The organism is Gibbsiella greigii (genome assembly GCF_039540155.1).
Lineage (GTDB): Bacteria > Pseudomonadota > Gammaproteobacteria > Enterobacterales > Enterobacteriaceae > Gibbsiella > Gibbsiella quercinecans.
Genome location: NZ_BAABEM010000051.1, coordinates 65,579 through 90,273, shown reverse-complemented (window position 1 = coordinate 90,273; position 24,695 = coordinate 65,579). Strand labels below are relative to the sequence as shown.

Annotated in this window: 22 protein-coding genes and 2 tRNA genes; 10 read left to right on the top strand and 14 right to left on the bottom strand. The window is 53.9% G+C overall.

The window, feature by feature from the left end; all coding sequences use genetic code 11:
• Positions 1-109: 109 nt before the first annotated feature.
• Entirely contained in the window at positions 110-988 is an 879-nt protein-coding gene (locus AC559G_RS23125) for a D-hexose-6-phosphate mutarotase (RefSeq protein ID WP_498914985.1), read from the bottom strand.
• 86 nt (positions 989-1,074) lie between these two features.
• Positions 1,075-2,070, bottom strand: coding sequence for a glyceraldehyde-3-phosphate dehydrogenase (gene gapA / locus AC559G_RS23120; protein WP_438597923.1), 996 nt, complete (start codon positions 2,068-2,070; stop codon positions 1,075-1,077).
• A 347-nt stretch (positions 2,071-2,417) separates the two neighbouring features.
• Here gapA and msrB point away from each other — a divergent pair, with 347 nt between their 5' ends.
• Both msrB and AC559G_RS23110 read left to right on the top strand, forming a co-directional pair.
• Positions 2,418-2,831: a peptide-methionine (R)-S-oxide reductase gene (gene msrB, locus AC559G_RS23115; protein ID WP_498914983.1), complete on the top strand. Its 414-nt coding sequence runs from the start codon at positions 2,418-2,420 to the stop codon at positions 2,829-2,831.
• A 62-nt stretch (positions 2,832-2,893) separates the two neighbouring features.
• Positions 2,894-3,166 carry a YeaC family protein gene (locus tag AC559G_RS23110; protein ID WP_095844478.1) on the top strand — a complete coding sequence of 91 codons (273 nt, stop codon included), beginning with the start codon at positions 2,894-2,896 and terminating at the stop codon, positions 3,164-3,166.
• Between the two features lie 64 nt (positions 3,167-3,230).
• On the opposite strand, the gene pncA is transcribed toward AC559G_RS23110, so the two are convergent.
• The 3 genes from pncA to sppA form a co-directional block, all read right to left on the bottom strand.
• Entirely contained in the window at positions 3,231-3,863 is a 633-nt protein-coding gene (gene pncA / locus AC559G_RS23105) for a cysteine hydrolase family protein (protein ID WP_498914981.1), read from the bottom strand.
• 20 nt (positions 3,864-3,883) lie between these two features.
• Positions 3,884-4,900: an asparaginase gene (gene ansA, locus AC559G_RS23100; protein ID WP_498914979.1), complete on the bottom strand. Its 1,017-nt coding sequence runs from the start codon at positions 4,898-4,900 to the stop codon at positions 3,884-3,886.
• Between the two features lie 201 nt (positions 4,901-5,101).
• A complete protein-coding gene (gene sppA, locus AC559G_RS23095) occupies positions 5,102-6,955 on the bottom strand; it encodes a signal peptide peptidase SppA (protein WP_498914978.1) in 1,854 nt (617 codons plus the stop codon).
• A 162-nt stretch (positions 6,956-7,117) separates the two neighbouring features.
• Between sppA and AC559G_RS23090 the strand changes: the two genes are divergently transcribed.
• Together AC559G_RS23090 and AC559G_RS23085 are read left to right on the top strand one after the other, a co-directional pair.
• Entirely contained in the window at positions 7,118-7,669 is a 552-nt protein-coding gene (locus tag AC559G_RS23090; RefSeq protein ID WP_498914976.1) for a nitroreductase family protein, read from the top strand.
• Between the two features lie 290 nt (positions 7,670-7,959).
• Complete coding sequence (locus AC559G_RS23085; RefSeq protein ID WP_498914975.1) at positions 7,960-9,885, top strand: DNA topoisomerase III; 1,926 nt, start codon at positions 7,960-7,962, stop codon at positions 9,883-9,885.
• Between the two features lie 91 nt (positions 9,886-9,976).
• On the opposite strand, the gene AC559G_RS23080 is transcribed toward AC559G_RS23085, so the two are convergent.
• The 7 genes from AC559G_RS23080 to AC559G_RS23050 all read right to left on the bottom strand — a co-directional run bounded on the left by AC559G_RS23080 (position 9,977) and on the right by AC559G_RS23050 (position 13,923).
• Positions 9,977-10,372: an NUDIX hydrolase gene (locus tag AC559G_RS23080; RefSeq protein ID WP_498914973.1), complete on the bottom strand. Its 396-nt coding sequence runs from the start codon at positions 10,370-10,372 to the stop codon at positions 9,977-9,979.
• Between the two features lie 42 nt (positions 10,373-10,414).
• Complete coding sequence (gene xthA, locus AC559G_RS23075; RefSeq protein WP_498914971.1) at positions 10,415-11,221, bottom strand: exodeoxyribonuclease III; 807 nt, start codon at positions 11,219-11,221, stop codon at positions 10,415-10,417.
• Positions 11,222-11,319: 98 nt separating this feature from the next.
• Positions 11,320-11,892 carry an LOG family protein gene (locus tag AC559G_RS23070; protein ID WP_498914969.1) on the bottom strand — a complete coding sequence of 191 codons (573 nt, stop codon included), beginning with the start codon at positions 11,890-11,892 and terminating at the stop codon, positions 11,320-11,322.
• A gap of 176 nt (positions 11,893-12,068) precedes the next feature.
• Positions 12,069-12,153, bottom strand: a tRNA-Tyr gene (locus AC559G_RS23065).
• Between the two features lie 92 nt (positions 12,154-12,245).
• A tRNA-Tyr gene (locus tag AC559G_RS23060) sits at positions 12,246-12,330 on the bottom strand.
• Positions 12,331-12,539: 209 nt separating this feature from the next.
• Positions 12,540-13,388 carry a formyltetrahydrofolate deformylase gene (purU, locus tag AC559G_RS23055; RefSeq protein ID WP_279023142.1) on the bottom strand — a complete coding sequence of 283 codons (849 nt, stop codon included), beginning with the start codon at positions 13,386-13,388 and terminating at the stop codon, positions 12,540-12,542.
• A gap of 70 nt (positions 13,389-13,458) precedes the next feature.
• The gene (locus AC559G_RS23050) at positions 13,459-13,923 is read right to left on the bottom strand and encodes a YchJ family protein (protein WP_498914968.1); all 465 of its coding nucleotides are present in this window, start codon (positions 13,921-13,923) and stop codon (positions 13,459-13,461) included.
• 173 nt (positions 13,924-14,096) lie between these two features.
• Here AC559G_RS23050 and rssA point away from each other — a divergent pair, with 173 nt between their 5' ends.
• The 5 genes from rssA (at position 14,097) to AC559G_RS23025 (ending at position 19,638) form a co-directional block, all read left to right on the top strand.
• A complete protein-coding gene (gene rssA / locus AC559G_RS23045) occupies positions 14,097-15,011 on the top strand; it encodes a patatin-like phospholipase domain-containing protein (protein WP_498914966.1) in 915 nt (304 codons plus the stop codon).
• 105 nt (positions 15,012-15,116) lie between these two features.
• A complete protein-coding gene (rssB, locus tag AC559G_RS23040) occupies positions 15,117-16,130 on the top strand; it encodes a two-component system response regulator RssB (RefSeq protein ID WP_498914964.1) in 1,014 nt (337 codons plus the stop codon).
• 184 nt (positions 16,131-16,314) lie between these two features.
• Positions 16,315-17,232: a glycosyltransferase family protein gene (gene galU, locus AC559G_RS23035; RefSeq protein WP_498914962.1), complete on the top strand. Its 918-nt coding sequence runs from the start codon at positions 16,315-16,317 to the stop codon at positions 17,230-17,232.
• Positions 17,233-17,274: 42 nt separating this feature from the next.
• Positions 17,275-18,618: a UDP-glucose dehydrogenase family protein gene (locus AC559G_RS23030; RefSeq protein WP_438598431.1), complete on the top strand. Its 1,344-nt coding sequence runs from the start codon at positions 17,275-17,277 to the stop codon at positions 18,616-18,618.
• A 9-nt stretch (positions 18,619-18,627) separates the two neighbouring features.
• Positions 18,628-19,638 (top strand): NAD-dependent epimerase, encoded by a 1,011-nt coding sequence (locus AC559G_RS23025; protein ID WP_498914960.1) that lies wholly within the window; start codon positions 18,628-18,630, stop codon positions 19,636-19,638.
• 175 nt (positions 19,639-19,813) lie between these two features.
• On the opposite strand, the gene hns is transcribed toward AC559G_RS23025, so the two are convergent.
• On the bottom strand, positions 19,814-20,221 hold the full coding sequence (gene hns, locus AC559G_RS23020) for a histone-like nucleoid-structuring protein H-NS (protein WP_279023148.1): 408 nt from the start codon (positions 20,219-20,221) through the stop codon (positions 19,814-19,816).
• Positions 20,222-20,917: 696 nt separating this feature from the next.
• On the opposite strand from hns, the gene AC559G_RS23015 reads away from it, so the two are divergent.
• Entirely contained in the window at positions 20,918-21,508 is a 591-nt protein-coding gene (locus AC559G_RS23015) for a thymidine kinase (RefSeq protein ID WP_438598429.1), read from the top strand.
• A 214-nt stretch (positions 21,509-21,722) separates the two neighbouring features.
• On the opposite strand, the gene adhE is transcribed toward AC559G_RS23015, so the two are convergent.
• A complete protein-coding gene (gene adhE, locus AC559G_RS23010) occupies positions 21,723-24,410 on the bottom strand; it encodes a bifunctional acetaldehyde-CoA/alcohol dehydrogenase (RefSeq protein ID WP_498914958.1) in 2,688 nt (895 codons plus the stop codon).
• Between the last annotated feature and the right edge of the window lie 285 nt (positions 24,411-24,695).

Sequence of the window (24,695 nt, the reverse complement as noted above, 5' to 3'; positions counted from 1 at the left end):
CGGCTGTGTAGGTATGTTTGCGGTGCTAGTTGCCTGCTTCATCAACAGGGGCCGAAATCGCCAGGCCCCTGTTTCAACGGCGCGTGTTTCACCGTTTTGGCGGTTAGGTTTAACTAGCCTGTTTGCGGCTGCGTAGCGTCACGGCTAGGCGTGCAGGCTGTGTGGCGGTGGCAATCATTGGCTTGTTGATGCGCCCGGTTTCTACGCATACCATGGTTTTGTAACCGTCGTTCGCCATATCGGCCATGCTACAAGAAAGCTCCACACCGGGGTTCCAGGCAATCACATCACTCATGTGGTGGTGATGAACTTCCAGCGTGCGTTGCAGCGTGGGATCGTTGATCAGGCTGTAAGATGCCGGTTGGGTGTAAATGCGATCGGTCTGGCCGTTGAAGGCCAACTCTCCAGCGTGTTGCGCTTCGGCGCCGTTAAGCACTTTATCAATGTAGTGTTCACCCAGGCCGGCAACGGTGACCGTATCAATATCCCCAATTTGGAAATAACTGTGTAGCGCCGCGGTGGTCTGGAAATCGCCGTGAGCTTCGAGCTCAATTTCACATTCTGCCCCCAGCTTGAAGCGGGCGAGTAGGGTGAAGGCGTGTGGCCACAACTTGCGGGTTTGTTCGTTGTCTTTCAACGTGAACGTCAGGATAACGCCGTCATCGTTTTCATCATGCGCTGTCAGGCTCCACGGCTGGTTACGGGCAAAGCCGTGCGAAGGTTTCCCCGCCGGGCCAAACCATGGCCAGCAAATCGGCACACCGCCACGGATCGCATTGCCTTGTTTGAACGGGGTATTTTTGCTGAGCCAAATCACCGGCGCTTCGCCGCTCGGCTGCCAGGCCAGCAGATGCGCACCTTGCAATGCAACCGCCGCACGGACTTTCGGGTGAGAGATAACAATCAGAGGGAGCTCATCCAACTGGCGCTGGCTGATGTACGGGGAAATTTGTTCAGTGACGGGTAGGGTAAAGATTTTTTCGTTCATCGTTAATGCCCTTAATTATTCGCAACTGCAAACAATAAAAAGGGCGACATAAATGTCGCCCTCGTCATCAACAGCACATCATTCCATTATTTGGAGATGTGAGCGATCAGGTCCAGAACTTTGTTAGAGTAGCCGGTTTCGTTATCGTACCAAGAAACCAGTTTCACGAAGTTATCGCTCAGCGCGATACCTGCTTTAGCATCGAACACGGAAGTGCAAACTTCACCGTTGAAGTCGGTAGAAACCAGATCTTCTTCAGTGTAGCCCAGAACGCCTTTCATTGGGCCTTCGGATGCGGCTTTAACCGCAGCTTTGATCTGTTCGTAAGTCGCTGCTTTTTCCAGACGTACGGTCAGGTCAACTACAGATACGTTCGGGGTAGGAACGCGGAAAGCCATACCGGTCAGTTTGCCGTTCAGTTCTGGCAGAACTTTACCTACTGCTTTAGCAGCACCGGTAGAAGAAGGGATGATGTTCTGGCCAGCGCCACGGCCGCCGCGCCAGTCTTTGTGAGACGGGCCATCAACGGTTTTCTGAGTCGCGGTAGTTGCGTGAACGGTAGTCATCAGGCCTTCGATGATGCCGAAGTTGTCGTTGATAACTTTTGCCAGCGGTGCCAGGCAGTTGGTGGTGCAGGAAGCGTTGGAAACGATGTCCTGGCCAGCATATTTTTCGAAGTTTGCACCGCGAACGAACATTGGAGTGGCATCTTTAGATGGGCCAGTCATAACCACTTTCTTGGCGCCAGCAGTGATGTGTTTGCGTGCAGTTTCGTCAGTCAGGAACAGACCGGTAGCTTCAGCAACAACGTCAACGCCTACTTCGTTCCACTTCAGATTTGCCGGATCACGTTCTGAGGTAACACGGATGGTTTTGCCGTTAACAACCAGGTGGCCGTCTTTAACTTCTACCGTGCCTTTAAAACGGCCGTGAGTAGAGTCATACTTCAGCATGTATGCCATGTAGTCAGCGTCCAACAGATCGTTGATTGCTACGATCTCGATGTCAGAACGTTCCTGAGCAGCACGGAAAACAATGCGACCGATACGGCCAAAACCGTTGATACCTACTTTGATAGTCATATATTCCACCAGCTATTTGTTAGTGAATAAAAGGTTGGTTGTAAAATTACAAAAACCTCACCAAGCGTCAAGCGGAATCGTGTCAATAATTGCGGCAAATCAAAGCTGGAAGCCCTATTTGCACGCTTATTGCACATTCCATTTATGCACGGCCTCATTTTTCCACGAGGTCAAGCCACTAAGTTTAAAGAACAACATGGCATTATATGTGATCCAGGTCACATATAATGCCTGCGTAACCTTTATGCCCTACAGTTTAGGCCAAAATCGTCTGCAATGTTGTTAATTTTTTGTTATTATTACTCATTGTTTTCGTTGAGATAATCTATTTGTCGAGAAAACCACCGATGGCTAAAGAGACCCCAAAACATCAAAGCGTTACGGAACTGAATGAAATTCAGCGTTATGTTACCCAGGAACGCGGTACGGAAGCGCCGTACAGCGGCAAATTGCTGCATAACAGCCGCTCTGGCATCTACCACTGCCTGTGTTGCAATGCGCCACTGTTCTATTCCGACAGCAAGTATGATTCCGGTTGTGGTTGGCCCAGCTTTTATCAGCCAGTTGCTGATAACGCCATCCGCTATATTGATGATTATTCACACAATATGCACCGGGTTGAGATTCGCTGCGGCCAGTGCGATGCGCATTTGGGGCATGTTTTCCCCGATGGCCCGCAGCCGACAGGGGAACGTTATTGTGTGAATTCGGCGTCGTTACGCTTTACCGACGGCGAGAGCGGCGAAAAGATCGCCGGTTAAGCAGTAACCATACAAACAAAATCGATTCAGCAAATTATTCATCTGGAAGCGAGACAGTATTGATGGATGTGAAAGATCTGATCGCGGCGATGACGCCGGAAGTTTATCAGCGGCTTGCGCGTGCTGTTGAATTGGGCAAATGGCCGGATGGCGTTGCTTTGACGCCGGAGCAAAAGGAAAACAGCCTGCAGGCTGTGATGCTGTGGCAGGCGTTGAACAACGTCGAGCCGCAGCACATGAGCATTGGCACCGACGGCCAAATCGTTATGAAGAGCAAGCAGGAATTGAAGCTGCAGTTTGCTGAACAGCCGCTGGCCAAGCTAAAACCACAGTGAGCCCTGCTGTTCGGGCTTGCGTTGGTAGACTGCAGAGCAGGGCGCCGGCCGCACCCTGTATTGCTCACTGCTGCACAAAGGCGGCCAGGGTAATCAACTCGGCCCCGGCTTGGTGTATCGTCTGTAAGGCCCGTTCACTGTCATCGGGTTGCAGATTGACGCCGCGGCAGCCGTCAACGATTACCTGCACGGCGTAACCCAACAGCAGTGCGTCGAGCACGGTGAATTTCACGCAGTAGTCGGTCGCCAGCCCCATCACCGCCAACTGGCGGATGTTATGCGCCTTTAGCCAGCCGTCAAGCGCTGTGGCCGCCCGGTGGCCATTGTCAAAGAAGGCGCTGTAACTGTCGATGGCCGGATCCAATCCCTTTTTAACCACCTGCGTTATAGCCTGCTGATGTAGCTGCGGGTGAAAAGCCGCGCCGTGGCTGCCCTGCACACAATGCACCGGCCACCAGATCTGCGGCAACCCTTCCAGTTCGCCCAGGGTACCTACTTCGCTATGCGAATTGACGGCAAAGCTGCGGTGGTCGGCAGGGTGCCAATCCTGGCTAGCGACAACCGGCTCCCCGCGCGCCGCGCTGGCGGCCATCGCCTGATTCGCCACGGCAATCGTGGCGTCGCCATTCTTTACCGCCAGCGCACCACCGTGGCAAAAGTCATTTTGCAGGTCAATCAGCAACAGCGCTGTATTCATCGTTACCGTCCTCGGTCGGTTTAGCCGGCAATGCTCATTTCCCCGCGCAGATCCATTTGCATCTGAGCGCGGATCTCTTCAGGCGAAAGCGGCTGGCTTAACAGGTAATGCAGTTTGGTGAGCGCCGCTTCAACCGTCATATCAAAACCGCTCACCACGCCGGCATGGGCGAGTGCATTACCGGTGGCGTAGCCGCCCATGTTAACTCTGCCGGAGATGCACTGGGTGAGGTTTACCACCACGATGCCACGCTCGGCGGCCGCACGCAATTCATCAAGCAGTTCGGGTTTTTGCGGGGCATTGCCGACGCCATAAGAGCGCAGGATTAACGCCTTGACCGGTTGCAGCAAGAAGTTACGCACTACCGCACCGGAAATCCCCGGATAAATGGTGACCACGCCGATGGGCTGCGGCGTAATGGCATGCACCTTGAGCGTGCCATGGCAGGCGGGCGCGCTGATGCCGTTATGACGGCGGATATGGATGCCAGCCTCCAGCAGCGGCGGCAGGTTGGGTGAAGCAAAGGCGTCGAAGCCATCGGCATGGGCCTTGGTGGTGCGGTTGCCGCGGAACAGCTTGTTGTTGAAAAACAGGCTGACTTCATTCACCGGGTGGTTAGCTGCCAGATACAGCGCGTTGAGCAGGTTGGTTTGCCCATCGGAGCGCAGTTCCGCCAGCGGTATTTGTGACCCTGTCACGATTACCGGCTTATCCAGGTTCTCCAGCATGAATGAGAGGGCCGAAGCGGTGAACGCCATGGTATCGGTGCCATGCAAAATAACGAAGCCGTCGTAGCTGTCGTAGTTCTGTTTAATGTCGTCGGCAATGTGCTGCCAGTCTTCCGGCGTCATATCGGAAGAATCGATCAGTGGTGCGTATTCGTGGATGGTAAAGTCCGGCATTTCCGGGCGATGGAACTCGGGCATCAATGCCAACTGGCGCTGCAGGTGGCCAGAAACCGGGATATAACCCTGTTCGGAGCGCTGCATGCCGATGGTGCCGCCGGTATACGCAACGTAAATGCATTTTTTTTGCATAGCTGGAATTCTGATAAACATAAGATGCGGTGAATTATAGGGGGATAACGGCAGAAAAAAAGGGAATCGTCGGCCGGCAGGCCATTATCTTATATAGCCACAGCGCGGGAATGGCCATTGCTGCGGCGACTAACGCTGCAAGAAAAACCCCCGCATTTTCATGCAGGGGTTGTATCAAACGCAGGACATCCGGTTTATGGCTTACCGGATATCACCGCACGTCAGGCAGATGGCATAGCGGTTTTGCGGATCGTTCAGATTATTGAACAAGCCCGCCTGTTCGTTCACGCTCACGGCCACAGAGGCCAACGGGGCAGGCAGCAGCGCTTGCAACGCCGTTGGCAGCATCGCGTGGATTGACGCGCCAAACTGGCCCAGCACCATATCGGTCAGGCTTGGCGTATCAACAAACCAGTTGAGCTGCCATTGCGGCAGTTTTGCCAACTGAGCGGCCTTGCTCACGGCATCATCAAAATCACCCAATTGATCCACCAGGCCGTTGGATTTGGCATCGCTGCCGATCCAGACATGGCCCTGTGCGATTTTGTCTACCTGTTCCGGCGTCATTTTGCGCGAATTGGCGACCAGGTCCAGGAAGTGGCGATAACCGCTTTCAATGTTCATCTGCATCATCTGCGAGAATTCAGGCGGTAACGCTTTGGTCACGGCCAGATCGGCCAGCGGCGAAGTCGCCACGCCATCGGTATGCACACCAACGCTGTCAAGCGTGTTTTCATAAGTGTTAATCACCCCGAAAATACCAATTGAACCGGTAAGGGTACTGGGGCTGGCAATGATGTAGTCCGCCGGCGTCGAAATCCAGTAACCGCCAGAGGCCGCCATCCCACCCATGGAAACCACTACCGGTTTGCCAGCCGTGCGCACCGCGGCCAGTTCGGCACGGATCACTTCAGAGGCGCTAACGCTGCCGCCTGGGCTGTTAACACGGAACACCACTGCCTTGATGGCTGGATCCAGGCGAGCCTGGCGCAGTTCCGCCGCGGTGGTATCACCGCCCACCTGGCCTGGCGCTTGCTCGCCGTCCATGATGGCGCCGTTGGCGAAGATCACGGCAATCTGGCCGCCTTGATCCGGCGTTGGCTTCGGCTGGTAATCATAAATGCTGACGGCATTGAAGTCGTTGGCCTGTTTGTCCCAGCCGAAGTCTTTGATCAGGTGATCTTCAATCACTGTACGCGTCGCCAGTTCGTCCACCAGTTTGTTGTCCAGCGCATATTTCGCCGTATCACCGCCGGCGGCCTGCATGCCGCTCAAAATGCCGCTTGCGCCGGGGAACAGCTGTTCCGGTGTTATTTGGCGATTGGCCGACACGGTGTTCAGGTAGTTCTGCCATAGCCCGCCAACCCAGCGGCTGTCGGCGTCACGTGCGGCGGGGGACATGTCATCACGAATCAGCGGTTCAACGGCGGATTTGTAGGTGCCGACGCGGAAGATGTTGGTGGTGACCTTCAGCTTGTCCAACAGCGACTTGTAATACAGATTGTTGCTGGCAAAACCGTGCAGATCGACCGCACCCTGTGGCGACAGGTAAACTTTGTTGGCATAGCTGGCCAAATAGTATTGCGTTTGGTTGTAGCTATCGCCGATGGCGTAAATCGGTTTGCCGCTATCGCGGAATTCGCGCAGCGCTTTGCCGATATACTGCAGCGAAGGCTGATCGGTGCCGACAAAATCATTCAACTGCAGCACCATCCCGGTAATGTTCTTATCATCCTTCGCCGCGCGAATGGCATTGACGACGTCAAACAGCGAGTTCTCCTGCAGCCGGTTACTGGAGGCTCCCAGCAGTTCGCGGCCCCATTGGCGTACTTTATTATTTACCGTTGGCTCATCAACCACCACGCCGCTCAGATTGACCAGCAGGGCGCCGCGTGTGGGGGTAACCGGCGGGCCGCTTTGGAACGCAAGATAAATGCCGACCCCGACCAGGATCAGCAAAACTAAAAACAGATTGAGCACCAGCTCCCTAATAAAGTTCAGCAGACGCCATGTCCACCTGAAAATACTGGCCAAAATTCGCCACAATGTGCGCATGAGTTCTCCAACGTAAGTTGAGGTTGTCCCGCTATCCTAATGAGCGGTTGAGCAAATGTCAGCTTTAAATCATGGATTGCATCAGGGTGCCTGGCCAGGCTGTAACTCGCCGTTTAGCTATGCTAACGTGTGCCAAATCAAAGTGATTATCAGGAGTTTACGATGGATGCGCTGGATCTGTTACTGAACCGCCGCTCGGCCTCACGCCTTACCACGCCTGCGCCCAACGGAGATGTGCGCCAGAATATCATCAACGCCGGGCTGCGCGCGCCGGATCACGGTGCGCTGCGGCCGTGGCGTTTCGTCATGATTGAAGACGCCGGCCTGGCGCGTTTCAGTCAATTGTTACAAACTGCTGCAAAGCAGGATAACCTGGATCAAGCGGCGCAGGAAAAGGCGAAGCAGGCGCCGTTTCGCGCACCGCTGATTATCACCGTTATCGCACACTGTACCGAAAGCCATAAGGTGCCGCACTGGGAGCAGGTCGTTTCCGCCGGTTGCGCGGTGCAGGCGATGCAGATGGCGGCGTTGGCGCAGGGGTTCAACGGCATCTGGCGCACCGGCGCCTGGACGAAACATGCGCTGGTGCGTGAAGCCTTCGGCTGCCGCGAACAGGATGAGATTGTCGGTTTTCTCTATCTGGGCACGCCGCAGTTGAAAATGGAGACAAAAGTTGTCGCGCCGGACAGCACGCCTTTTGTCAGTTATTTCTGATAGCGACTGCGCAGGAGCTCGGTAAAATACTCCGCACCGTGCAAATGTGCATTGTTTTTGCGCAGGCCGTTCCGTTATTGCCGGCCTGTGCGTATCCATCCCGCCAGCGTGCGTTACCCTGTGATATTCTGCCCGTATGCCAACGGCTGGCGAACAGCTGGGGCAGCGGTATGGCCGAATGGCACACGGGCTGCGCACGTAACCGGGGGGCGCCGCAACGGATTGATGGCCGTGATAACGATGTTGAACAAGAGAATGATGATGACGTACAGCCAGAGTAACGGTGAATAATGCGACTGTTTATTGCCGAGAAACCGAGTTTGGCGCGCGCCATTGCCGATGTATTACCCAAGCCGCATCGCCGCGGCGAGGGCTTTATTGCCTGCGGCAGCAATGATGTGGTGACCTGGTGTGTGGGCCACCTGCTAGAGCAGGCGCAGCCGGATGCTTACGACAGCCGCTATGCGCGCTGGTCGCTGGCGGATTTACCGATTATTCCGGATAAGTGGCGCCTGCAGCCGCGCCCTTCGGTCAGCAAACAGCTGAATGCAATCAAAAAGCTGCTGCAGGAAGCGGACGAAGTGGTACACGCAGGCGATCCCGACAGAGAAGGGCAACTGCTGGTGGACGAAGTGCTGGATTACCTGAGCCTGCCGCCGGAAAAGCGCCAGGCGGTGCGCCGCTGCCTGGTCAACGATCTTAACCCGCAGGCGGTGGAACGGGCCATTGAACGCTTGCGCGACAACCGCGATTTCATCCCGCTGTGTGTTTCCGCGTTGGCGCGTGCGCGCGCCGATTGGCTGTACGGCATCAATATGACCCGCGCCTATACGCTGCTGGGGCGTAATGCCGGCTACGACGGGGTGCTGTCCGTTGGTCGGGTACAGACGCCGGTTTTAGGGCTGGTGGTGCGGCGTGACGAAGACATTGAAAATTTCGTCCCGAAGGATTTCTTCGAGGTGAAAGCCCACATCGTTACCCCGGCCGATGAGCGTTTCGTGGCGCTATGGCAGCCAAGCGAATCCTGCGAGCCTTATCAGGATGAAGAAGGCCGCTTGCTGCACCGGCCGCTGGCCGAGCACGTAGTCAAGCGCATTGAAGGCCAGCCGGCGATTGTGACGGCGTATAACGATAAGCGCGAAACCGACATCGCGCCGTTGCCGTTTTCCCTTTCCACGCTGCAGATTGAAGCGGCCAAGCGCTATAACCTCAGCGCGCAGCAGGTACTGGATATTTGCCAGCGGTTGTACGAAACCCACAAATTGATTACCTATCCGCGCTCCGATTGCCGCTATCTGCCTGAAGAGCACTTCGCCGGCCGGCATGCGGTATTAAATGCGATCGGCGTGCACCAGCCGGAACTCTACCCGCAGCCGGTGATCGACAGCGAGCGCCGCAACCGCTGCTGGGACGACGGCAAGGTGGATGCTCACCATGCCATTATCCCTACCGCGCGGGCCAGCAAAGCGAATCTCAGCCACGATGAACTGAACGTTTATGGCCTGATAGCCCGCCAGTATCTGATGCAGTTCTGCCCTGAAGCCGTGTTCCGCAAGTGTGTGATCGAACTGGATATCGCCGGCGGCAAATTTATCGCTAAAGCGCGCTTTCTGGCGGAAGCCGGCTGGCGCACGTTGTTGGGCAGCAAAGAACGGGATGAGGAAAATGAAGGCGCACCGCTGCCGGTGGTGGCAAAAGACGACGAGTTGCTGTGTGAACGCGGTGAGGTTGTTGAGCGTCAAACTCAGCCGCCGCGGCCGTTTACCGACGCCAGTTTGCTGTCTGCCATGACCGGGATTGCGCGCTTTGTGCAGGATAAGGCGTTAAAGAAAATTCTGCGTGCCACCGATGGCTTAGGTACCGAGGCTACGCGCGCCGGGATCATTGAACTGCTGTTCAAACGCGCATTTTTGTACAAAAAAGGGCGCTATATCCACGCCAGTGAAGCGGGGCGTGCCCTGATTCACTCACTGCCGGAGCAGGCGGCGCGGCCAGATATGACGGCGCACTGGGAAGCGACGCTGACGCAAATCAGCGAAAAGGCCTGCCGCTATCAGGATTTCATGCAACCGTTGGTTGAGACGCTGCAAGCGCTGATTTTTCAGGCTAAGCAGAGCCGGGCAAGCATGGCATTCCGTGGCATTCAACCGCCGCCGAGCAGCGGGGGCAAGAAGCGGAAAAAACGGGCCGCCCGGCAACCGGAAAAAAGCGAATAGCCCGCCTGCGGATGGCAGTCGTACACAACATGCCCTTTATGGGCATGTTGCCAAGTCATATTTGTGACGTTGTCACGTTAAGCCGGCAGCGTTAGGCCCTGTATGCGGCGATGTAGGCTTCCAACAGCGGCACGTCGGCGGGGGCCAAAGGGTATTCACGCGCTTGTTCAGGGGTAACCCAGGCAAACGCTGAATGGCAACGGTGCTGCATTTCCCCCTCAAACTGGTCGATCCGCCAGGCATGCAGATGAATAACCCGCGTGGCTTGTGCCCAAGCGTGGCTGGCGACGTATCCCCCAATGCTGGCCGTGATGCCCAATTCCTCATGCAGTTCACGCATCAACGCCTGCGGCTGGGTTTCCCCCGGCTCAACCTTGCCGCCGGGGAACTCCCACAACCCGGCCTGATCGTAATCGCCGGCGCGCTGGGCCAGTAAAATGGTGTCGCCCTGCTCAATAATACCGGCAACGACGTCAATAATTTTCATGGTGTTTGCCGCAGTGAACCCGGCCTGGGCCGGGTTTAAGGGTTATAACGCGAATTCAGCCCAGACGGGCGCATGGTCGGAGGGTTTTTCCATGCTGCGGATCTGATAATCGATGCCGGTCGCTGTGCAACATGCCGCCAGTGGGGGGCTGGCCAGCAGCAGATCGATACGCAGGCCGCGGTTATCATCAAAGCCTTTCGAGCGGTAATCAAACCACGAGAACTGATCGTTACGCTCAGGGTTGGCGTGGCGGTAGGTGTCAACCAAGCCCCATTGCAGCAGGCGCGCCATCCACTCGCGCTCTTCCGGCAGGAAAGAGCATTTACCGGTGCGCAGCCAGCGTTTGCGGTTCTCTTCGCCAATGCCGATGTCGTAATCCGTTGGGCTGATATTCATATCCCCCATGATCAGCACCGGGCTTTCCGCCGAGAGTTGCTGTTCCAGGTAATTCTGCAGATCCTGATAAAAGCGTGTTTTGGCCGGGAACTTGACCGGGTGATCGCGGCTTTCGCCCTGCGGGAAATAGCCGTTGATCACCGTCAGCGTACCCTGTGGGGTGGGCAGATCGGCCATGATGATACGGCGCTGTGCCTCTTCGTCATCAGTGGGGAAACCACGGCGCACAGCCAGCGGTTCCGCTTTCGTCAGCAAAGCCACCCCGTAATGGCCTTTCTGGCCGTGGTAGAACACGTGGTAGCCGTACTGGCTCACGTCTTCCAGCGGGAACATGTCGTCATGCACCTTGGTTTCCTGCAGGCCGATCACGTCGGGCTGGTGCTGTTCGATAATCGCCGCCAACTGGTGTGGCCGTGCGCGCAGTCCATTGATATTAAAAGAAACAAATTTCATCAGCGGTATCGTTTTGGCAAGAAAATGTAGGGGGATAGTAGCAGAGTTTAGGGGGGATGTAACGATGGCCGGCGGTTTTCACACCCGGCCATAGCGGGTTATTTTGCCCAGCGGTCGTAATTCTTGGGTTGGTAGTCATCAAACTGTTGCAACAGGGTTTGCGCCGACTCGCTAAGAAACAGGGTAGCCAGATAGTCATGGCGCATAAAGCCCTGATTGGCAACGTGTTTCAGAAAGTTGCTCAGCGGTTGATAGAAACCCTGGACATCCAGCAGGCCGACGGGTTTGCTGTGGTAACCGATTTGGCCCCAGGTCCAGATCTCGAACAGTTCTTCCAACGTGCCGATGCCGCCTGGCAGGGCGATAAAGGCTTCCGCCAGTTCGGCCATCCGGGCTTTGCGTGTGTGCATATCGGGCACCACTTCCAGCTTGGTCAGGCCACGGTGGGCGGTCTCTGCTTCCACCAGGCGTTCTGGGATAATGCCAATGGCTTCGCCGCCGGCTTCCAATACCGCATCCGCGACGATCCCCATCAACCCTTTCTTACCGCCGCCATAGATCAGGCGCCGCCCCTGCGTTGCCAGCGTGTGGCCCAGTTCCCGAGCCTGAGTGGCATAGGCGGCGTTAACGCCTTCGCTTGCGCCGCAAAAAACGCAGATATTATTACGCATGCACTGTTTCCCTTAACTGCTGTAAAGAAGCCAGTGGTATAGCGAATTGCGAGGCGTAGTTCAAGTGATTCGGTGTGGCTGCATGGCTTCATGCCTGTATCGCATGGCTTCCAAAAAGTGTGAAGGAGGCAAGAATTGTGAGGGAAATGGCGTCGCACGAACTGCAGGATTGAATTTGGTGGTGGGGGAAGGATTCGAACCTTCGAAGTCTGTGACGGCAGATTTACAGTCTGCTCCCTTTGGCCGCTCGGGAACCCCACCAGGGGATATTGCATGATTTTAAATTTTCGTATTGGTCATGGCTGATGCAAATACGGTAGTACGCAGTTGTCTTCCTTCGTGAAGAAGGAGAGTGGTGGTGGGGGAAGGATTCGAACCTTCGAAGTCTGTGACGGCAGATTTACAGTCTGCTCCCTTTGGCCGCTCGGGAACCCCACCACGAAATTCGTGGTTAACGAATTTTACTTTCAGGAAGCTGACCGGCTTCCTGCTCTCTGTGACGGCGTTGCCGCTATCTCGGAAAGCGGGGCGCATCATATCAAATGAAACGCGACTGTAAAGCCTTGAAATGCAGAAAATGAATTGTTTGCCGTTTTTTTATTCTTAGCGGTGCTTCCTTGAACGAAAGGCACCGCCGTGTTAGGCAATTACAAAATTACCGTGCGGTTGCCGTAGACAAATATCCGCTGTGCCAACACTTTATCCAATGCCCGGCTCAGAACGTTTTTTTCCACATCGCGCCCGGCGCGCATCATATCGTCCGCGGAGAATGTGTGATCAACGTTGATCACGTCCTGCATGATAATTGGGCCTTCATCCAAATTGTCATTCACATAGTGCGCGGTGGCGCCGATGATCTTAACGCCGCGTTCATAGGCCTGATGATAAGGGCGCGCGCCGATGAAGGCCGGCAGGAACGAATGATGGATATTGATCACCTGGTTCGGGTAGTGCTGCACAAAGGCTGGGGTGAGCACACGCATGTATTTTGCCAGCACCACGTAATCCGGTTGGTATTGGTCGATCTGGGCGATCATCTGCTGATCGTGCTGTTCGCGCGTCAGGCCTTCGTGGCTGACCAGATGGAAAGGAATATCGAAGCGCTCGACCAATGTTTGCAGTGTGTCGTGGTTGCCGATAACCGCGGCAATCTCCACATCCAGGCCGCCGTAGGCGCTTTTCATCAGCAGATCGCCCAGGCAGTGCGCCTCTTTGGTGACCAGGACGACGATACGGCGGCGGCCGGCGCTTTGCAGCTCGCGCACAGAGCCTGACGGCAGTGCTTCATCCAGATCGGCCAGCAGTTGGGCGTCGTTGAATACGCCTTCAAGTTCGGTGCGCATAAAGAACCGGCCGGTGCGGTGATCGACAAACTCATTGTTCTGCACGATATTGAGCTGGTGCTGGAAACAGATGTTGGTGATTTTGGCGATCAGCCCTTTGGCGTCTGGGCAGATGGTGCGTAAAATTTTTCTTTGTACGTTTTGGTGTGGCATAGGAATGAAAATCCTGTCTGTGACTCAATACCTGCGCTGCAGGTGATGTTTTAACACGGGTAGCAGGCGACTAGCGCCCGCAACACTTCTTGTATTTTTTGCCAGAACCGCAAGGGCAAACTGCATTTCTGCCAGGCCGTGGCTTGGTACCGTCGATATAGTACCAGCGTTGGTCAAGGCGAAGGAAGCGTGAGCGTTCATGAATGGCCTGTGTTTCCCCGCTGCCAAGATCGACAAAGCGAGCGATAAACTCAACAAAGCCCTCTTGCGGGTGACTTCCCGCTTCCTCACTGATAACTGTCAGGCCAAGCCATTCGGTATCTGCAAAACCACTGTGAATGGCATCAAGCCACTGTTGCGCATGGCAATCCGGGTGCCAAGTGGCAATCAGATAGTCGGCGTGGTGCTTAACATAGGCGCTAAAGCGCGAACGCATTAGATGGCCAGGGGTGGGAGCATGCTGCGTGCCGTTGATAAAGGGGGCACAGCATGCGCTATACTCCAGTCCGCTGCCGCAAGGGCACAATTCAGACAAAATAACTCCTGTGTGTGCTGGCCGGTATTCCCGACCATGGCTGTTATGTAAGGGGGATTTATCGTATATGTTACCCCATAACGATTCAATTGTAGCAAGGTGCGGTGGGTGTAACGGCGGCTTCACGGCCTATTGCGGTGCACAGCCGAAAATTTGGTGGAAAAGGCAGGGTTATGCGGCAGATTAAAATTGGGCTGGCATTGGGTTCCGGTGCGGCAAAGGGCTGGGCGCATATCGGCGTGATCAACGCGTTAAAGAAACTGGGAATAGAGGCCGATATCGTCGCCGGCTGTTCGATGGGTGCGCTGGTGGGCGCGGCCTATGCCTGCCACCGCCTGCCGGCGGTGGAAAGCTGGGTGCGTTCGTTTAGCTATTGGGATGTGATCCGCTTGATGGATTTATCCTGGCAACGCGGCGGTTTGTTGCGCGGCGAGCGGGTATTCAACGCGGTTGCCCAATTGCTGCAGGTGGATGACATTGCGCAGTGTTCGCGCAAATTTGCCGCCGTGGCGACCAACCTGAGCACCGGGCGCGAGCTGTGGCTGACAGAAGGCGATCTTAACCAGGCGGTGCGCGCTTCCTGTAGCATTCCCGGCCTGCTGTCGCCGGTGTGGTTTAATGGTTACTGGCTGGTTGATGGTGCGGTGGTTAATCCGGTGCCAATATCGTTAACCCGCGCACTGGGCGCCGACATCGTCATTGCGGTTGATCTGCAACACGACGCGCACCTGATGCAGCAGGATCTTTTTTCCATGCGCAGTGAAAGCGAGGACATCGGCAGCATCGTTGGCGATGGGGCAACTCGCAACTGGCGGAGCCGTTTACGGGCGCGTATCGGCAAGGTGGTGCAAAAAAAACCTTCGGTCACGCCAACGGCGATGGAGATTATGAGTACCTCGATTCAAGTGTTGGAAAACCGCATCAAGCGGGCGCGTATGGCCGGGGATCCGCCGGATGTGCTGATCCAGCCCTATTGTCCGCAAATATCAACGTTGGATTTTCACCGCGCCAATGAAGCGATCGCCACCGGGGAACTGGCGGTCGAAAAACAAATTGATATGCTATTGCCTTTGGTTAAGAACAAGTAAAGCACGGTTCAGCGATGGAACTCAACGGTCAGTTCGATATCAGACAAGCACAAGTGACCATTTTGGGCCACTATTACCTAAGGAAATAGGCATGGGGCTCAACCGATGGTATTACCACTGACTCACAAACGTATTCTGATCGTCGAGGACGAGCGGGTGTTTCGTTCTGTGCTGGTTGCCTACCTGCAGTCCTTGGGCGCGGATACCATTGAAGCGACCAACGGTTTGCAGGCTCTTGACCTGTTGGAAGAAAGCTGGCCCGATCTGATATTGTGCGATCTTGCCATGCCGGAAATGGGCGGTATCGAATTTGTCGAACACCTGCGGCTAACGGGGGTGAAGATCCCGGTCCTGATCGTCTCCGGCACGGATAAAATGGCGGATATCGCCAAGGTATTGCGCCTGGGCGTACAGGATGTGTTGCTCAAACCGCTTAAGAATCTCGATATTCTGCGCGAGGCGGTCTTCACCTGCCTGTACCCAAACGTTTTTACCTCGTTGGCGCTTGAAGAAATCGAACTGTTTCAGGATTGGGAGGCGCTAAGCAAAAATCCGGACGAGGCGGTAAGGCTGCTGAAACAACTGCAACCGCCGGTTCAGCAGAGTATTGCCAACCGCCGGGTCAATTATCGCCAACTGACGACCACGGAACACCCCGGCCTGGTGCTGGATATTGCCGCATTATCGGGTAGCGATTTGGCCTTCTACTGCCTGGATGTTACCCGGGCCGGCGATAATGGCGTATTGGCCGCTTTATTATTACGCGCATTATTTAATGGGTTGTTGCAAGACCATTTGGCAAACCAGCAACATCGTTTGCCGCAGATGTCCACTTTGCTAAAGCAAGTTAATCAATTATTGCGGCAGGGTAAATTGGCCGGGCAATTCCCATTGTTGGTTGGCTACTATCACACCGAATATAAAAATCTGCTGCTGGTTTCTGCAGGTTTGCATGCCAATCTAAATACTGGGAATAATCAAATCCAGCTGAGCAATGGGGTGCCGCTCGGTATGCTAGGGGCCACTTACATGAACCAAATCAGCCACCGTTGCGACGCCTGGCAGTGCCAGGTATGGGGTACCGGCGGCCGTCTGAGCCTGATGTTGAGTGATGAATAAAAAATACCAGTAGTCAGACGCATCTCATTTTATTTAAGATTAAGCTCCCCGCGCTGGGTAATTGTCCTAATTTCTTCCTATTTACTCTCAGGTTAATACGCAGCAGGCATAAACTGGTATACTCCGAGAGTTTTTGTATGGCAGATAAAGCTCATAATCTGAGCCAGAATCAAGAGAGGAAATAATGTCTGCTTTAAACCGTAAAGTCAGAAAAGCAGTGATCCCGGTTGCCGGATTGGGAACGCGCATGTTACCGGCTACCAAAGCCATCCCCAAAGAGATGCTGCCGCTGGTTGATAAGCCCCTGATCCAATATGTCGTCAGCGAATGCATCGCCGCCGGCATCAACGAAATCGTCCTGGTTACGCACTCCTCCAAGAATTCAATCGAAAACCATTTTGATACCAGCTTTGAGCTGGAAGCCATGCTGGAAAAGCGCGTTAAGCGCCAGTTGCTTGATGAAGTCCAGTCCATTTGCCCGAAAGGCGTGACGGTTATGCAGGTACGCCAGGGCGTCGCCAAGGGGTTAGGGCATGCCATTTTATGCGCCCACCCGTTGGTTGGCGATGAGCCGGTCGCGGTGGTGCTGCCAGACGTCATTCTGGATGAATACAGCGCTAACTTGAAAAAAGACAACTTGCACGAGATGCTGCAGCGTTTCGAGCAAACCGGCATTAGCCAGATTATGGTTGAGCCGGTGCCACACGAAAGCGTCGGCAGCTATGGTATTGCCGACTGCAAAGGCCACCAACTCAAACCGGGCGAAAGCGCGCCCATGGTAAGCGTGGTGGAAAAACCCTCTCCGAATGAAGCCCCCTCCAATCTGGCCATTGTTGGCCGCTATGTGTTGTCTGCGGATATTTGGCCGCTGTTGGCCAAAACGCCGCCGGGCGCCGGCGATGAGATCCAACTCACCGACGCTATCGATCTGTTGATGGAACAAGAACCGGTTGAAGCCTATCACTTGAAGGGCGTCAGCCATGATTGCGGTAACAAACTGGGGTATATGCAGGCGTTTGTGGAATACGGCATGCGTCATGCCACGCTTGGCACTGATTTTTCTCACTGGCTGCAGCAGATTGTGCCAGCCAGTAAGAAGTAATTTTTAACCTTTGTCTTTAATTTTAAAAACTAGGATTTTCCAATGAAAGTAACAGTTTTTGGTATTGGCTATGTCGGTCTGGTACAGGCGGCGGTGTTGGCTGAAGTGGGCCACGATGTCATGTGTATCGACGTTGACGAAAAGAAAGTCGAGAACCTGAAAAAGGGGAATATCCCGATTTATGAACCCGGTTTGACGCCGCTGGTGCAGCAGAACTACGAAGCCGGCCGCCTGCATTTCACCACCGATGCCAAAGCTGGCGTGGAACATGGCGTTATCCAGTTTATCGCCGTGGGTACGCCGCCTGATGAAGACGGCTCTGCCGATCTGAAGTACGTTACTGCCGTTGCGCGCACCATCGCAGAAAACATGAACGATCACAAAGTGGTTATCGATAAATCCACCGTGCCGGTAGGGACTGCGGATAAAGTTCGCCAGGTGATGACCGAAGCGCTGAAAAAACGCGGCAGCAATCTGTCTTTTGACGTGGTTTCCAACCCGGAATTCCTGAAAGAAGGCGCCGCGGTGGCCGACTGCATGCGCCCAGAGCGCATCGTTATCGGGACCGACAATAAAGACGTGATCGAACCCATCCGTGAACTGTACGAGCCGTTCAACCGTAACCACGATCGCATGATCCTGATGGATATCCGCAGCGCGGAGCTGACCAAATATGCCGCCAACTGCATGCTGGCGACCAAAATCAGCTTTATGAACGAAATCTCGAATCTGGCAGAAATGCTGGGTGCGGACATCGAAAAAGTGCGCCAGGGTATCGGTTCTGACTCCCGTATCGGTTATCACTTCATTTACCCGGGCTGCGGCTACGGTGGTTCATGCTTCCCGAAAGATGTGCAGGCACTGATTCGCACCTCCGAAGCCATTGGCTACCAGCCTAAGTTGCTGCAGGCGGTGGAACAGGTTAACTATCAGCAAAAATACAAGCTGAGCCAGTTCATCAAACATTACTTCGGTGAAGATCTGAACGGCAAAACCTTTGCTCTGTGGGGGCTGGCCTTCAAACCGAATACCGACGATATGCGTGAAGCTTCCAGCCGCGTGCTGGTTGAAACGCTCTGGGCTGCCGGCGCCAAGGTACAGGCTTACGATCCAGAAGCGATGAACGAAGCACAGCGCATCTATGGCAACCGTGACGATCTGAAACTGATGGGCACAAAAGAGGCCGCGCTGCACGGCGCCGACGCCTTGGTGATCTGCACGGAATGGCAAAGCTTCCGTGCGCCAGACTTTGATGTCATCAAGGGCGCGCTGAAAAACCCGGTAATCTTCGACGGCCGTAACCTTTACGATCCAGAGCGTCTGGAAAGCCGTGGCTTTACCTATTACGGTATCGGCCGCGGCGCATCGGTGAAGTCTATCTTTTAAGAGGTGCGTATGAACTTCCTGGTTACAGGCGTTGCCGGCTTTATTGGTTACCATGTCGCCGAGCGCCTGTTGGCCGCCGGGCATCAGGTTGTCGGTATCGACAACCTGAATGATTATTACGATGTCAGCTTAAAGCAGGCGCGTCTTGCCTTATTGACTGATAAACCTGCGTTCCGGTTTATTAAACTGGATTTGGCCGATCGGGAAGGGATGGCGGCGCTGTTTGCCGAGCATAAATTTCAGCGGGTGATTCATCTTGGCGCACAGGCCGGGGTGCGTTATTCGCTGGAAAATCCGTTGGCATATGCGGATTCAAATTTGGTTGGCCATTTAAACGTGCTGGAAGGTTGTCGCCATAATAAGGTCGAGCATTTGGTTTATGCATCGTCCAGTTCGGTTTACGGGTTAAACCGTAAGTTACCGTTCTCTACCGATGATTCGGTCGATCATCCGGTGTCGTTGTATGCGGCAACAAAAAAAGCCAATGAGTTAATGGCGCACAGTTACTCGCATTTATATGGTTTGCCCACCACGGGGCTGCGTTTCTTCACCGTGTATGGCCCGTGGGGGCGCCCGGATATGGCGCTGTTTAAATTCACCAAGGCAATATTGGCGGGTGACAGCATTGATGTATATAACCACGGTGAGATGCACCGTGATTTTACCTATATCGATGATATTGCCGAGGCGATCGTGCGTTTACAGGCCATTGTGCCGCAGCCCAATGCGGATTGGACCGTTGAGCACGGCTCACCGGCTAGCAGTTCCGCGCCGTACCATGTCTATAATATAGGCAACAGCAGCCCGGTGAAGCTGATGGAATATATCAGCGCGCTGGAACATGCCCTTGGCATTATTGCCCGTAAAAATATGCTGCCCATGCAACCCGGCGATGTGCTGGATACCAGCGCAGATACCGAAGCGCTTTATCAGGCGATTGGTTTTAAGCCTGCGACCAGCGTAGAGGAAGGTGTTAAACGCTTTGTTGAATGGTATAAATCTTTTTACAAAGTGCAGTAGCGCAGGGTATTAAACAATACTGTAAAAGGGGGCTTTGGCTCCCTTTTTCTTTTACCTGTTTGCCAGCCGGGAATAAAAGCAGGGCCTGGCTACGCCACACAGAACGCGGCGGGGCGGACTTGGATAAACAAAAAGGCTCCACAAAGGGAGCCTTTTTTACACGCAGAAGAAACGATTACAGCAGGAAATCTTCCAAAGATTTACCCTGTTCTTCGATAGCTTTTTTAATCACCGCAGGAGTACGGCCTTGGCCGGTCCAGGTTTTCAGTTCGCCATTTTCATCTTTGTATTGGTATTTAGCCGGACGAGCCGCACGTTTGGTTTTACCGGCTGATTTGGTTGCTGCCATGGTTTGCAACAGTTCGTTTGGATCAATACCGTCAGCAATCAGCATTTCACGATATTGTTGCAGTTTACGCGTACGTTCTTCAATTTCAGCGCGCGCCTGGCTTTCTTCCTCACGACGTTCATTCACGACAACTTCCAGTTTCTCAAGCATCTCTTCCAGCGTTTCCAGGCTGCATTCTCTTGCCTGTGCACGTAGAGTACGGATGTTGTTCAAAATCTTTAATGCTTCGCTCATTGTCCTAGTCTCAAATTATATTGGTGGGGGCATGTCCGGATAATAATAGAGTGCTATTTTATTTTCTGCAATAGCCAAATTGCGAAGAGTTGTCAGATTTTCCTTAAAGAAACGTTTATTTAGATTCGGCTGGCAAATATAGATGGCTTTTGGGGCTATTACCCGCTTCCTGTTAAAGCCAACTTTCCGACTATGTGCACTGTGTCAGACCAGGGAAAAGCCTTTCGTTACCGGGTTATAATAACTGTTTATATATAATTCTGTGGGCTAAATCACGCTCATTCTCTTACAGACAGTGTAAAGCATAGGGGTATTCGTAAAGGTTCTGTCAGGAAGTGTCACTGTCAAGATAAGGATTAAATTGCCATCAGCCCGGCGGGCGCCATTTAATAGGCAAGGCTTATGACCTTTGCAATAATCATTCTTCGGTATCAGTACGGTTACCTATAGCCGCACGCGCCGGCATTACCCCTGTGGTTTAATCATTAGCAGCAATTAATAGTGTTCTGGGATTAGGCTTGGTCAATTGATGTAAAAATGCGGCAGGCGCCGCAAGGCGCGTTCCGCCATTTATTGCATACAGAGGCTTATTAATTTAGTTAAAATTGATTCCGCACCGCTGAACATCATCCTGCGCCTATGTTACACTCGGGTATCTTTTCTTTGCGTGTTTTTTATACTGTTGGGGTAGGGCCGATGGCTCAGCTTTATTTCTATTACTCTGCTATGAATGCAGGGAAATCCACTGCGCTATTACAATCTTCATATAATTATCAAGAACGTGGTATGCGCACGCTGGTGTTCACCGCTGAAATCGATCATCGCTTTGGCGTCGGGAAAGTCAGCTCGCGTATTGGCCTGTCATCACAAGCGCAGCTCTATAATAATGATACCGACTTTTACACAATAATTAATCAGGAGCATCAACAGCAAACGGTTCACTGCGTGTTGCTTGATGAAAGCCAGTTCCTGACCAAAGCGCAGGTTGCGCAGTTGTGTGACGTCGTTGACCAACTGAATATTCCGGTTTTGTGTTATGGCCTGCGTACCGACTTTTTAGGTGAACTATTTACGGGTAGCCAATACCTGTTGGCCTGGGCCGATAAGCTGGTTGAGCTGAAAACCATTTGCCACTGCGGGCGCAAGGCAAACATGGTGCTGCGTTTAGATGAGAATGGCCGGGCGGTTCATGCGGGGGAACAGGTGGTGATTGGTGGCGATGAAAGCTACCTGTCGGTGTGCCGTAAGCACTATAAGGAAGCGATCCAGGCCGCGAGAGCGGGCTAAAAGGCGTCTACAAGCCCCGTGAGCAGGGGGATCGTTGTACCGGTACTATGGCTTTGCTCAACGCGTTTCGCCGCCCCAGAAGGCCGCTGAGCCGTCGTTGCGCGGGGTCTATTTTTAGAGGGGCTATTGGGGCGTATGTGTGGTTGATTCGCCGCGATAACAGGAATAAAAAAACCCGCCGTGATGGCGGGTTTTTTGTCAGCTTATGTAAGCGTTACTTTTTTGCTTTTTTCTCAGCTTTCTCGGCTTTGGCCGTTGGCAATTCAACCACGGTGTTTGCCGCCTGCTCATGGACTTCGTTGTACTCACGCCCATAATAGGTATCCATCATGATTTGCTTGAGTTCGGCAATCAGCGGATAGCGCGGGTTAGCGCCGGTACATTGGTCATCAAACGCATCTTCGGACAGCTTATCGATCTTCGCGAGGAAGTCGGCTTCCTGTACGCCTGCTTCACGAATTGAAGCCGGGATGCCCAGTTCGGTTTTCAGCTCTTCCAGCCAAGCCAGCAGTTTCTCGATTTTCTGCGCCGTACGGTCGCCTGGCGCACTCAGGCCCAGGTGATCGGCCACTTCGGCATAGCGGCGGCGAGCCTGCGGACGATCGTACTGGCTGAACGCAGTCTGTTTGGTTGGGTTGTCATTGGCGTTATAGCGAATAACGTTGCAGATCAGCAGGGCGTTAGCCAGGCCGTGTGGAATGTGGAACTCTGAACCCAATTTGTGGGCCATGGAGTGGCACACGCCCAGGAAGGCGTTGGCAAATGCGATACCGGCGATAGTCGCTGCGTTATGCACACGCTCGCGGGCGATCGGGTTTTTCGCCCCTTCTTTGTAGCTGGCCGGCAGGTATTCTTTCAGCAGTTTCAGTGCTTGCAGCGCCTGGCCGTCAGAGTATTCATTCGCCAATACGGAAACATAGGCTTCCAGTGAGTGGGTTACCGCATCCAAGCCGCCGAAGGCGCACAGGGATTTCGGCATGTTCATCACCAAGTTGGCGTCGACAATAGCCATATCCGGGGTCAGAGCGTAGTCAGCCAGTGGGTATTTCTGGCCGGTGGCATCATCGGTAACCACCGCAAACGGCGTCACTTCTGAACCCGTACCGGAGGTGGTGGTGATGGCGATCATCTTCGCTTTCACACCCATTTTCGGGAACTTGTAGATACGTTTACGGATATCCATAAAGCGCAGCGCCAGATCCGCGAAGTGGGTTTCCGGATGCTCATATAGCACCCACATGATTTTGGCTGCGTCCATCGGTGAACCGCCGCCCAGCGCGATAATGACGTCTGGTTTAAAGGCGTTCATCTGCTCTGCGCCCCTGTGCACGATGCTCAGGGTCGGATCGGCTTCCACTTCGAAGAAGACCTTGGTTTCGATGCCATGATGCTTCAGCACCTTGGTGATCTGATCAGCGTAGCCATTGTTGAACAGATAGTTGTCGGTCACGATGAAGGCGCGTTTTGCACCGTCGGTTGCAACTTCTTCCAGCGCGATCGGCAGTGAGCCGCGGCGGAAGTAGATGGATTTTGGAAGTTTATGCCACAACATGTTTTCTGCTCGCTTCGCTACAGTTTTCTTGTTGATCAAGTGTTTCGGGCCAACGTTCTCGGAGATGGAGTTACCCCCCCAGGAACCGCAACCCAGCGTCAGCGACGGAGCGAGTTTAAAGTTGTACAGATCGCCGATACCACCTTGTGAAGCCGGGGTGTTGATCAGGATACGTGCGGTTTTCATTTTGTCGCCGAAGAAGGCAACGCGAGCCGGCTGGTTGTCCTGGTCGGTGTACAGGCAAGAGGTGTGGCCGATCCCGCCCATGGCAACCAGTTTTTCTGCTTTAACCACGGCGTCTTCGAAGTCTTTAGCGCGATACATCGCCAGGGTAGGCGACAGTTTTTCATGCGCGAACGGTTCGGATTCATCGACCACTTTCACTTCGCCGATCAGCACTTTGGTATTGGCTGGTACGGTAATGCCCGCCATTTCGGCGATTTTGGGTGCCGACTGGCCAACGATGGCCGCGTTCAGGCCGCCGTTTTTCAGGATGATGTCCTGTACCGCTTTCAGCTCTTTACCCTGCAACATGTAGCCGCCATGGGAGGCAAAGCGCTCGCGCACGGCATCATAAACCGAATCAACCACGATAACGGATTGTTCAGAAGCACAGATAACGCCGTTATCAAAGGTTTTTGACATCAGAATAGAGGCGACCACACGCTTGATATCGGCGGTTTCGTCTACCACGACCGGGGTGTTGCCGGCGCCAACGCCAATTGCCGGTTTGCCGGAGCTATAGGCGGCTTTCACCATGCCCGGGCCGCCGGTGGCCAGGATCAGGTTGATATCAGGGTGGTGCATCAACTGGTTGGACAGCTCAACGGAAGGTTGGTCGATCCAACCGACGATATCTTTTGGCGCCCCGGCGGCAATGGCCGCCTGCAATACGATATCCGCCGCCTTATTGGTGGCATTTTTGGCGCGTGGGTGTGGTGAGAAAATGATACCGTTGCGGGTTTTCAGGCTGATCAGCGCTTTGAAGATAGCGGTAGAAGTTGGGTTGGTGGTTGGGACGATACCGCAAATCAGGCCGATGGGCTCTGCAATCGTGATGGTACCGAAAGTGTCATCTTCAGATAAGATGCCACAGGTTTTTTCATCTTTATATGCGTTGTAGATATATTCGGATGCAAAGTGGTTTTTGATCACTTTGTCTTCGGTGATCCCCATTCCGGATTCTTCAACGGCCATTTTGGCCAGAGGAATACGGGCATCGGCGGCGGCGAGGGCAGCAGCACGGAAGATTTTATCAACCTGCTCTTGGGTGAAGTTGGCATACTCACGCTGGGCTTTTTTGACGCGGGCAACAAGCTCGTTCAATTCAGCGACATTTGTTACAGCCATAGTGCTCTCCTGATAATGTTAAACTCTTTCAGTAAATAAGCCGTGCAAGCAACAAGTATAGACAGGATAAGTGGAAAGGGGCCCGCGCCCATGCCCTTCCTGGCCTGTACCGCTGATTTACTTAAAGAGCTTTGCCCTGCGTGTTAGGGGAGCCGTAGCAAAAGTGGCGAACAGCGGGCCGTTGCTGTTCATCGCTCTGACTACGACCAAGAGCTTACCCTATTATGAGGGGGCAATTTTGTGACGTACGTCATAAAAGTTTCATGCTGACACCATTCAGCAATG